The organism is Chloracidobacterium sp. D (assembly GCF_018304685.1).
In the GTDB taxonomy this organism is placed as follows: domain Bacteria; phylum Acidobacteriota; class Blastocatellia; order Chloracidobacteriales; family Chloracidobacteriaceae; genus Chloracidobacterium; species Chloracidobacterium thermophilum.
In genome coordinates, this window is the sequence record NZ_CP072634.1 from 89,433 (window position 1) to 100,000 (window position 10,568).

The window sequence follows — 10,568 nt, forward strand, 5'->3', positions numbered from 1 at the left end:
TTGACGACCTATGCACATCGAGATTCCTGTGCTGCGGGATATTGTCCTGCTGCTGCTGGCTTCACTGCCCATTGTTTTCGTCTGTGGACGGCTGCGGCTGCCGACCATCATCGGCTACATGCTGACCGGGGTGGTCATTGGCCCGTCTGGGTTGGGCGTCATTGGTGATGTGCATGCCGTCGAGACGCTGGCCGAAATCGGCGTCGTGTTGTTGCTGTTCACGATTGGGCTGGAATTCTCGCTTGAAAAGCTGCTGGCCATGCAGCGGGTCGTGTTTCTGGGTGGCGGGATGCAGGTTGGCGTGACGATTGTCGCCGCCATGCTGCTGGCCCACTGGGGCGTTGGTTTGGCGTGGCCATCGGCCATTTTCGTTGGCTTTCTCGTGGCGCTTTCCAGCACGGCGATTGTTCTCAAGACCTACGTGGACCGGGCTGAGTCCGACACGCCGCACGGGCGGATGGCGATTGGCATTTTGCTGTTTCAGGACCTGTGCATCGTCCCGATGATGTTGTTTCTGCCGCTGCTGTCGGGGCAGCGGACGGCCAACCTCTGGTACATCCTGAAAACCCTGGGGCTGGCTGCTGGGTCTGTGTTGCTCATCATGCTGCTGGCGCGGCGTGTCTTTCCCTTTCTGCTGCAGTGGCTGGTGACGCTGCGCAGCCGGGAGGTGTTTGTGAGTTTTGCCGTGCTGGCCTGTCTGGGAACGGCCTGGCTTACGTCCCAGGCCGGATTGTCGCTGGCGCTCGGCGCATTCATTGCCGGGGTGGTGCTGTCGGAGTCGGAGTACAGCCACCAGATCGTGGCAGACATCCTTCCGTTTCGGGACATCTTCAACGGCATCTTTTTTGTGTCCATCGGGATGCTGCTGTCGCTGGAGGTTCTGACGACGACCTGGCCGGTGGTGCTCGGGTTGGTGGCGCTCATTGTGGTGGGCAAAACGCTGCTGGCATTTGCGGCCGTCAAGGCGTTGGGTCGCACGCCGCGCGTGGCTTTGATGGCGGCTCTGGGCATCGCCCAGATTGGGGAGTTTTCGTTCGTCCTGCTCAAGGTGGGAGCTGAGGCCGGTCTGCTGGAAGGTGCGGCTTACCAAACCTTCCTGGCGGCTTCGATTCTGACGATGCTGGCCACGCCGTTTCTCATTGGTCTGGCTCCGGCGCTTGGCTACCAGGCTGGCCGGTGGACCGGCATTGCTGACACCCCGGACACGGGAGCGGCGGAACTGCCTCCGGTGAGCGGACACGTCATCATCGCCGGGTATGGTCTCAACGGGCGCAATCTGGCGCGGGTTCTCCGGGCGGCAGGCATTCCCTACCGCATCATTGAACTCAACATCGAATCCATCCGGGCTGGTAGAAAGCAGGGCGAACCCATTCTTTATGGCGACGGAACCCGCCGTGAGGTGCTGCATGCGGCCCGGATCGAGGCGGCCCGCGTGCTGGTCGTCGCCATTTCGGATGCCACGGCCACCCGGCGCATTGCGGCGCTGGCGCGTGAGATGAACCCCAATCTGCACATCATCGTGCGGACGCGCTTCGTCTCGGAGATGAACGGCCTCTATGCCTTGGGTGTCCAGCAGGTCATTCCTGAAGAGTTCGAGACGAGTCTGGAGATTTTTGCCCGCGTGTTGCGCGAGTATGGGCTGTCGCGGCAGTACATTCAGCAGCAGGTGGAGATGATTCGCCGCGAGGGCTACCGCCTGCTCGACGCCGACTGCCCGGAGCGGACGACGTTGATTACCGAGCTGGCGACAGTTATCGAGAACGCGACGACGCTTGCCCTGCGCCTGCCGCCCGAAGGGCTGGCGATTGGTAAATCCCTGCGCGAGCTGGCCTTGCGTCCAACCTTTGGGGTGACGGTGGTGGCTGTGCAGCGGGGCGCGGAAACGACGGTCAATCCCGATGCCGATTTCGTACTCGAAGCCGGCGATGTCCTGGTGTTGCTGGGGCGTCCCGAAAAGCTGGAAAGCGCCACAGCGTATCTGACCGGCCAGGCGTCCCTGGTCGAGGGAGAGCGAGTGCCTTGAGGTCACGCGCACCGTCCGATGAGCACTACCGTGACATTCTGACCATTCCCAATCTCATCACCCTGTTGCGCATTCTGCTGGTGCCAGTGTTTGTGGTGTGTTTTCTGCGGGGCTGGTTCTGGTGGGCGACGGCGGCGTTTGCACTGGCCGGGCTGTCGGATGCGGTGGATGGCTGGTTGGCGCGGCAGCTTCAGGCGGAGAGTCAGCTTGGGCAGGCGCTGGACCCGATTGCCGACAAGCTGCTGATGCTGTCGAGCTATATCGTGATGGCGATTCCTTCCGAAACCAACCGGCCGATTCCCTGGTGGCTTTCCGGGGTGGTCATCGGGCGTGATGTCGGGATTGTGCTGACGGCAGCCATCATTGCGCAGGTCACGGGCTTTCGGGACTTCAAGCCATCGCTGCCGGGCAAGGTGAGTACGTTTTGCCAGGTGGCGCTCATCGTTGTGTATCTCATCGCGCAGGTGTGGGCAGTGGTGCATCCACTGCTGCCGGGGTGTGTGGCCGTTGTTTTTGGGATGACGGTGTATTCCGGGTTGCACTACATTTGGTTCGTCACACGTGAAGTCCGGGAATTTCGCCGCCGCACGGGGGACTCCCTGCCATGACCGAGTTGCCATCAGTTGCCAGACCAGACGAAGCTTCCGGGCGCGCACCGGTGCCGCCAGCGGTAGGTTGGCGGCAGTTGCGCTGGGCGCGTTGGTTTCCGTCGTTGGCGGCGCTGTTGGTTGTGCTGGCATCCTGGGGGCTGCTTTCCGGGCTGCTGGCGCATTTGTCGTACATTTTCCAGCCGGTTTTCGTGCCGCTGCTCATTTCCGGCGCGCTGGCTTACCTCATCAAGCCGCTGGCGGACTGGCTCGACCACGTCGGGAAGCGGTGGGTGCGCTCTGCCGGTGTTCGGCACACGCTGGCGGTTTTGACGGCCATGCTGGTGGCTGTCATGGGGCTGGTACTGGCGCTGTTTGTTGTCATTCCGAGCCTGGCCGCGCAACTGACCCAAGCGGCCAAAAAGCTCCCGGCCGGTTACCAGCGATTTATGGCGATGGCGCAGCCCGTTCTGGAAGGTCTCCAGCAACGTTACCCCAGGCAGTATGAGCAGGTTGTCGGGAGCATTCGGGAGCGCATTGCCGATCCGGCCTCCCTGGTGGAGCCGGTGCTGGTGGGGTTGAGCACGACGTTTTCCAATGTCATCGGCGTGGTGACAAGTCTTGTCAACCTGCTGCTCATTCCTTTTTTTGTGTACTACATCCTGAAGGATGCCGGTCATCTGGAGCGCCGCCTGCTGACTCTGGTGCCAGCGCGCCACCGGGCAACGGCCAACGATGTATTGACCAAGGTTGATCTGGCGCTGGGCAATTTCGTGCGTGGGCAGCTTATCGTGTGTTTTTCGATGAGTGTGTTGTACGTGGTGGGTTTCAGCCTGCTCGGTGTTCCGTCAGCTTTGTCGCTGGGCTTCCTGTCCGGGTTTGGGCATCTCATTCCCTACATTGGAACGTTTCTGGCTGGCGTGCTGACCTGTACGCTGGCTCTGTCGGATGCGCCCTCCCTCCTGCAGCTTGGCCTGGTGATAGGTGTTTACGTCATTGTGCAGAGCACTGAGAGCTTTTACCTGACGCCGTTTGTGTTGGGCGAGCGGTTGGATTTGCATCCTTTCCTGGTAATTGTGGGGCTGCTGGTGGGGCATCATCTGTTCGGCATTCTGGGGGTGGTTCTGACGGTGCCGTTCCTGGCAGTTGGGAAAGTGCTGGTTGGGGTGACGGTGGAGTATTACGAGCGTTCGGATTTCTACCGCTACGGGGCAGCACTGCCGCCTTCGGTTCCGGCGTCGTCGGACGAGGTGGCAGGCGAGGCATCAACCGAGGTGTCGTCCATGGCAGCCACGACTTCGGCTTCATAAAATCTGAACCAGACACGAGCGCTTTTTATGACACCAACCCTGCCCGTTCTCGAATCCTCACCTAAGACTGTCCGGGAATCGGCTCACCCTGTGTCCAGCCGGTGGCAGACGTGGGTGGACAGTCTGTTGGGCATCAGTCAGTGGCTGGTCTTGGCATTGTGGCTGGGGGCCATGGTCTTTTTCAGTGCGGCAGTGGCGCCGAGCGCCTTTGGCGTGCTGCCCACACGCTACCTGGCCGGGACGTTGGTCAACAGCGTCTTGGGCAAGCTGGAGTGGTGGGGGCTGGTCTGCGGCGTGCTGCTCACTGGCATCCAGGCGGCTCAGGTCATCCGTGCCGGAAAACTCACAACCTGGGCCGGCCGCCTTGCCGTGGGGCTGCCCGTGCTGATGACAGTCGTCGTTGCCATCTCGAAATTCGTGGTTTCGGCCAGATTGGCGGCGATTCGCCGGGCGCTGGGGAGCGAGCTGGAACAACTGCCCCTCGATGATCCGACACGCCTGACCTTCGCTGCCTGGCATCAGTATTCAGTGTGGCTGATGGGTTTCAACATTCTGGCGGCCGTCGCGCTTGTCGTTGTGCACCACTTGTGGCTGGCACCCACAACATCCACGGTTGCACGCGACGCCTGACACGCCACTTGCCCTATCTACAGACCGGGCTGGGAGACCATGAACCTGGTGTTGACATATCTCACCGGTCGCCGTGCTGGTGAGCAGGTTGTTGTGGCAGACGCCGATTTTTTCATCGGGCGCGATCCGGCGGAATGCCGCTTGTGTTTTGATGACCAGGAACAGGGAGTTTCACGGCGGCACGCCAAGGTCACCTGGCAGAATGGCGTCTTGACGATTGCCGATGCCGGAAGCACCTACGGCACATTTGTCAACGGCCAGCAGATTCAGGGGCCGATGCCGCTGGGTGTCGGAGCCATCATCCAGTTGGGGAAAGGCGGCCCCTGTCTGCGCGTCGAACGCTTCGACGCCGCACCAGAAGCTGCAACCCTGCCGCCGGTACAGGCTGCGCCGGCACGCCCGTCCCCGTCAGTGACCGGCTCCAACCTTGGAGCTGATTTCGGGAAAGCCGACCCTGAGAAAACCAATGGTGGGTGGTCCTGGCCCCAACGGCCCGATGCCGGGCCTGCCATGACCAAGCCCTACCTTGAGTTGCTCAACGCCGGGGTGCCACGCCGGATTGTGTTGACAGAGCCGGTGATCACGATTGGGCACGATCAGGGGAACACCATTGCGCTTGACCAACGACAGTTTCCAACCGTTTCGCGGCAGCATGCCATCATCGAGCGCCAGGGGGATACGTACTTTATCCGCGACCTCGGATCGTTCAACGGGACGCTCGTCAATGGCTACCGGATTGCTGCCCCGGCTCCACTTCAGCCGGGCGCACTCATCGAGATTGGTGTTGGTGGAGCGCAGTTTCGCTTCGTTGCACCGGAAACGGCTCCGGTGGTGTCGTCAACCGGCGAGCACACGGTGTCCCTGGCTTCATCGCGCGGAGTGCGTCTGGCCACGCCGCAAAAGGCGACGGAAGCCAGGAACTTCGTGACGCGCAAACACTTTGCGCAGGGCAAGACACCTGGACGGCTGACGGTGGGGCGGGCGCCGGAAAATGACATCCAGCTTGATCTGCTCCAGATTTCCAAACAGCACGCCGTCTTTGGGCGGGATGCCCAGGGGTGGACGCTGGAAGACCTCAAGAGCACCAATGGCGTCTATGTCAACGGCCGCCGGATTACCCGGTGCCGGCTGCGCGCAACGGATGTCATCCAGATTGGCCCGTTTCTCTTTCGGCTCGAACCCGAAGGCATTGCGGTTTTTGATACACGCAGCCGCGCCCGGATTGACGTCTTTGACCTGACCAGGGAAGTGCCCAACCGCCACGGGACAGGCACGGTGCGGTTGCTCGACCGGGTCCGGCTTTCCATTCCGGCCAACGAGTTCGTGGGTTTGCTGGGGCCTTCGGGAGCCGGCAAATCCACGCTCATGGATGCGCTCAACGGCATGCGTCCGGCCGAGCAGGGCGTTGTGCTGGTCAACGGGTTGAACCTGTACGAAAACATTGACTGCTTCAAGCAATCCATCGGGTACGTCCCACAGGATGACATCATTCACCGCGAACTGACCGTTGAGCGGACGCTGTACTACGTCGCCCGGATGCGCCTTTCATCCGATACGAGTGATGAGGAAATCGAGCGCATCCTGACTGAGGTGCTCGATGTGACGGGGCTGACCACGCGCCGCAAGGTTCCGGTGGGGCAACTCTCCGGCGGCCAGCGCAAGCGCGTCTCCATTGCCGTTGAACTCGTGACGCAGCCCGGCATCATTTTTCTCGATGAGCCGACTTCGGGACTCGACCCGGCCACGGAAGAAAAAATCATGCATCTGTTCCGGCAGATTGCTTCGGGCGGGCACTCCGTCATCCTGACGACGCACGCGATGGAGAACGTCCGGCTGTTTGACAAGATCGTGGTTCTCATGCGTGGGCGGCTGGTGTGGTTTGGCCCGCCGTCCGAAGCTCTGGCCTACTTTGGCATTACTAGCATCAAGGAACTCTTTGACACGCTGGGCGATCCGAACAGCGACGAAGTCGCCATCGGTTGGCAGCGGAAATATGAACAGTCCGATGCCTATCGGAAGTACGTCCATGAGCCGCTGGCGGAACTTGCCCGGAAACCGCTGGCGAGCAAGCGCCCTGCCAAAAGCCGTCTGACTTTTCTGCGCAGCCTGGATCAGATGCTTGTGCTTTCGGCGCGTTATGCGCGCGTCATACTGGCCGACCGGCTCAACCTGGCCATCCTGTTTGGACAGGCACCCATCATTGCGCTGCTGACCGGGCTGGCGGTCGGTCACGACTGGGCGCGGGATTTTCCCTACTTCGTACTGGCACTGTCGGCCATCTGGTTTGGATGCTCAAACGCAGCGCGGGAAATCGTCAAGGAAATGAGCATTTACCGGCGGGAACGGATGGTCAACCTGGGCATCGTTCCCTATGTTGGCTCCAAGCTGGTGGTGCTGACCCTGGTTGGCCTGGTGCAGGTTGTCCTGCTCTATGGGGTGATGGCGGCTGTGGAGTCCGTGCCTGGGTCGCCGTTGCTTGTCCTCCCATACCTGATGCTCTCGCACCTGGTGGGCATTGCCATGGGACTGTTGATCTCAGCCCTGGTACAGACCTCGGAGATGGCGACGAGCCTTGTGCCGCTGGTTCTCATTCCACAGATTTTGTTTGGTGGTTTGCTGCTTCCCAACGAGGGACTGGCCAAGGGCATGAGTCTGGCGATGCCGGCAATGTGGTCCTATGACGCGCTCAAGCGGATTGGCGTCAGGCAGGGCGGACTGGGGGTGTTGCGTGGGGTAGGCGGGGAAGATGATCCCAGTGGTGAAATCGGGCGCATCAAGCAGCAGAACCAGCAGGCCATTGACGATTTCAAGGAACAGCTTGAAGCCTACCGGAAGCGGCAGCAGCAGCGACTGGATGAATACAAAAACGACCTGGAGGGCTTCCTGCGGACAGGTGGTGTGCGACCGGAGATGCCCAAGCCGGAAAAAGCGCCGGAAGCGCCGCGCATTGAATATCCGCCCGAAGACAAGTCGCGTTTCGTCGGCTTTCTCAATGATTTTGGCAGCTTGCTGCTCGATGTCGGGGTGCTGATGGGGATGTTCCTGACCCTGCTTTTCCTGACGATGCTGGTGCTGCGCAGCAAGGACATTCTCGGATGAATGGCAGGGAAAGCGTCACTGGTGATGTACCAGCGAAGATCGGGCAGTGGAGTCTGGTGCGTCACCCGCTGACCTGGATTCTGCTGGCTTACACGGCCTTGGGGCTGGGGTTGCTTGCGCCGTATCAGTTTCAAATCAACCCGGACGGCATTGCCTACCTCGACATTGCGGAAAAGTACGCGCGCGGTGACGTATGGGGCGCCGTCAATGCGTACTGGAGTCCGCTCATCTCATGGCTGACAGCCGGGTTACGTCTTTTGGGATTACCGCCACAGGTGGCCATCAAGCTGGTGTTGCTGACGGGTGGAGCCGTGGCGCTGGGAGGAGTGTGGCGGCTTCTGGGGGACTGTCCCGTGTGGATGCGGGCGGTGGCGACCGCCGGGGCAATTCCGCTCACGGTGTACCACGCCCTGCACGTGATTACGCCGGACCTACTCGTGGCGACGGTGCTGGTGTGGTACGCGGCGTGGTTGGTGGAGGGGAGGCTGGATGTCCGGGCGTCGGTGTGGGGTGGGTTTTTGGTGGTACTTGGGTATTTTGCGAAGGCGTTTGCGCTGCCGTTTTGCTTGGTTCATCTGTGTGGGTGGCGGTTGTTGGAGGAGCGGCAGGTGGGGTGGCGTTAGCGGTTGTGGTCACTGGTGGTGAGTCTTGGGGTGGCGGGTTGTGTGAGTGCTATCTGGATGGTTGCCCTGAAGGCAAAGTACGGCGTGTGGATGTCTGGCTCGGCAGGAAGGATTACGTATGCTTGGGCAGGGCCGCGGATGAACTGCGTACATCCTTTCATCAATCCAAGAGAAATGAGGTTCCTTGCTCCTATGGAAGCAGGGGATACGAGTTTTTGGACTGATCCCACATCCTTACCTATCCAGCCGTGGAGCCCGTTTGAGTCGTTTGAGTACGCTCATTATCAGGTCTTCATGACGATTTTTCGCTTGCGCGTCACTGCCTTTGCATACAGCCGTGAGTATTCCTGGCTAACCTTACCCATTGTGCTTGGCATGATGGTTGGGGTTTGGTTTGTTTCTGCGCTGCGGCGGCGTTTTGGTGTGCTGCTTTCAGGTATCCTGCTCTATGTCGCCGGCCACGCAGCAGTTTATGTCGAGGCGCGGCATCTGCTACCGCTGGCTTACTGGGTGCTCGTCGCCGGGGCGTGGTTGGTGTGGTTGACCGGATTCCAGTTTAAAGTTCCCAGGAAGCTACACTTTGTCCTGCTTTTGTTTGTGATAGGAACCTTTACTTGGCATCCAGCAAGAGCTTTAGCAAGAGATGCTTTGCGGAAGGATGGTGCGTTTGAGTCCTACCGGGAAGTGCACCGGCAGGCCCAAGCGATGCGTGCCCAGCTTGGCGTTCAGGGGCGGATTGCGTCCAACCGGGAGTGGCATCAGTCCTTGTACCTGACCTGGTTTCTGCGTGGGCAATACTACGGTGTCGCCCCGGCTCAGGCAGACCCGGAAGAAGTGGCACGGATGCTGACTGATTACAAAGTGGACTACTACTTCGCGTGGTCAGACGGGAGTGGAGCCTTCCCGGAGGTACGCTGGGGAGAGGAAATTACCGGGGGGCAGGACCCGCTGCTTCGGATTTATCGGGCCCGGCCGGGGCCGGTGAAAGCCACTGGTGGTCAGACGTACTGAAATCAAGCTGGTGGTAAATGTGCGTCAAAAGCTGCGACCCGTATTTGACGAGGAAACTCAGAATGTTGAGGACTCGTTCCTGGGGTTTGCCAAAGGGGGCAAGGGCAGCCGTGGCCCGCTCGAGCTGGCGTAGCAGCGTGGCGTGGCGCTGGGCCTGGTTGATCAGAAAGCGCTGTTCGAGGCCGTTGAGCTGGTAAAAGATTTTTTCCCGCCCGCGTTCAAGTGCTTCGGCCAGAGACGGGTCACTTTCGTGCAGGGACTGTTTGAGGCGGTCGAGTTCTGCCTCAAACGTCGCTTTCACTTCCCGGAAGCAGTCAAGTGTTTTGGTATCAGCAAGTTTTGTCATCGCCTGGCGGGCGAGTTCCTGTGTCCCAAGCAAAACGGATGCTGGCGTGAGGCCAAGTTTATCGAGCGTCTTCGCATGGCGACTTTCAAGCAGCGTCACACTGGCGCGCGCCCAACGGGCCGGCGCGTGAATTCCGAGATAGTCGTAGATAACTTGGGATTGACTCAGGTACTGCATTTCGGCTGGTCCGACGACCTGGGCCACGGTCGGGAACAGAACGTCTTGGAGAACCGGTCGCAGGAGTGCGCTGGGCGTCAGGCGCAGTGGTTCTTGGCGGAGAATGTGGACCAAATCCAGTGTGGTGTAGGTCTTCTCCGGTGCTGACTTGAGCCGGAAGCGGTTTCCATCGTGGAGCAAGGCTGTGCGGCTGCCGTCCACTTCGAGGAACAGGGTCGTTGAAGTCGGGCTGACTTTGACCTGTGGCTGTCGTCCGTTGGATGCGTACCGTTGCGCCTGCTCTACAAGCCGGGCAATCAGCTCTGGAGTTTGGTGGATGACCGCCTCCATCACGGGTTGTGTCAGTCGGCGCAGGTGTTCGTCGCGCGGGTCAACGAGGATGACGCCAAACGGCGCGAAGAGGTGGTGAAGCCAGCGGGCAAAGGCGTCACACCAGGCGCTTCCCAGAGCATAGGTTGCCGACAGTTTCTGGCACAGGTCAGCCGTGAATTCCGTACGGGGCAGGGCGGCTTCCAGTTGCTGGAGCGTGGCTTCGACCTGGCCATCGAGGAGGATGGCACCGACAGATGGCTGTCCGGGCGGACGTGTTGGATAGGTCAGGGTGAGCGGACTTCCATTGGCGTCGAGAATGGTGGTGTGCCGGACTTCTTCAAAATCGTGGTCTTCAGAGGCAATCCAGAAAACCGGCACGGCCGGGCAGCCCTGGGTTTCGAGTGCCTGGGCCAGATGGATCGTCGTGAGGATTTTCCACACTGTCAGGGC

The 10,568-nt window shown here is 60.5% G+C and carries 8 protein-coding genes (1 of these 8 only partly in view); 7 read left to right on the plus strand and 1 reads right to left on the minus strand.

Going from position 1 to position 10,568, the window contains the following annotated elements; genetic code table 11:
• Positions 1-10 precede the first annotated feature (10 nt).
• From J8C01_RS00360 to J8C01_RS00390, 7 genes are all read left to right on the plus strand, one after another.
• The gene (locus tag J8C01_RS00360; protein ID WP_211432005.1) at positions 11-2,023 is read left to right on the plus strand and encodes a monovalent cation:proton antiporter family protein; all 2,013 of its coding nucleotides are present in this window, start codon (positions 11-13) and stop codon (positions 2,021-2,023) included.
• Positions 2,020-2,631 (plus strand): CDP-alcohol phosphatidyltransferase family protein, encoded by a 612-nt coding sequence (locus tag J8C01_RS00365; protein WP_211432006.1) that lies wholly within the window; start codon positions 2,020-2,022, stop codon positions 2,629-2,631. The genes J8C01_RS00360 and J8C01_RS00365 overlap by 4 nt, the downstream gene beginning before the upstream one ends.
• The gene (locus J8C01_RS00370; RefSeq protein WP_211432007.1) at positions 2,628-3,920 is read left to right on the plus strand and encodes an AI-2E family transporter; all 1,293 of its coding nucleotides are present in this window, start codon (positions 2,628-2,630) and stop codon (positions 3,918-3,920) included. The genes J8C01_RS00365 and J8C01_RS00370 overlap by 4 nt, the downstream gene beginning before the upstream one ends.
• Before the next feature lie 90 nt (positions 3,921-4,010).
• Positions 4,011-4,550, plus strand: a complete 540-nt coding sequence (locus tag J8C01_RS00375) for a DUF4149 domain-containing protein (RefSeq protein WP_211432008.1) — start codon at positions 4,011-4,013, stop codon at positions 4,548-4,550.
• A 39-nt stretch (positions 4,551-4,589) separates the two neighbouring features.
• Positions 4,590-7,649, plus strand: coding sequence for an FHA domain-containing protein (locus tag J8C01_RS00380; RefSeq protein WP_211432009.1), 3,060 nt, complete (start codon positions 4,590-4,592; stop codon positions 7,647-7,649).
• Positions 7,646-8,272, plus strand: coding sequence for a hypothetical protein (locus J8C01_RS00385; RefSeq protein WP_211432010.1), 627 nt, complete (start codon positions 7,646-7,648; stop codon positions 8,270-8,272). Before J8C01_RS00380 ends, J8C01_RS00385 begins: the two co-directional genes overlap by 4 nt.
• 294 nt (positions 8,273-8,566) lie before the next feature.
• Positions 8,567-9,283: a hypothetical protein gene (locus J8C01_RS00390; RefSeq protein WP_211432011.1), complete on the plus strand. Its 717-nt coding sequence runs from the start codon at positions 8,567-8,569 to the stop codon at positions 9,281-9,283.
• On the opposite strand, the gene bshC is transcribed toward J8C01_RS00390, so the two are convergent.
• Positions 9,201-10,568, minus strand: partial view of a bacillithiol biosynthesis cysteine-adding enzyme BshC gene (gene bshC, locus J8C01_RS00395; protein WP_211432012.1) — the 3' portion only. Its footprint extends 219 nt past the window's final position; only the last 1,368 of its 1,587 coding nucleotides appear in the window; its start codon lies beyond the right edge, outside the window; it ends in the stop codon at positions 9,201-9,203. The two genes, J8C01_RS00390 and bshC, sit on opposite strands and share 83 nt — an antisense overlap.

Coding starts and splice junctions, on each gene's coding strand:
- J8C01_RS00360 (WP_211432005.1), top strand. CDS start 11: ATGCACATCGAGATTCCTGTGCTGCGGGATATTGTCCTGCTGCTGCTG.
- J8C01_RS00370 (WP_211432007.1), top strand. CDS start 2,628: ATGACCGAGTTGCCATCAGTTGCCAGACCAGACGAAGCTTCCGGGCGC.
- J8C01_RS00380 (WP_211432009.1), top strand. CDS start 4,590: ATGAACCTGGTGTTGACATATCTCACCGGTCGCCGTGCTGGTGAGCAG.
- J8C01_RS00385 (WP_211432010.1), top strand. CDS start 7,646: ATGAATGGCAGGGAAAGCGTCACTGGTGATGTACCAGCGAAGATCGGG.
- J8C01_RS00390 (WP_211432011.1), top strand. CDS start 8,567: ATGACGATTTTTCGCTTGCGCGTCACTGCCTTTGCATACAGCCGTGAG.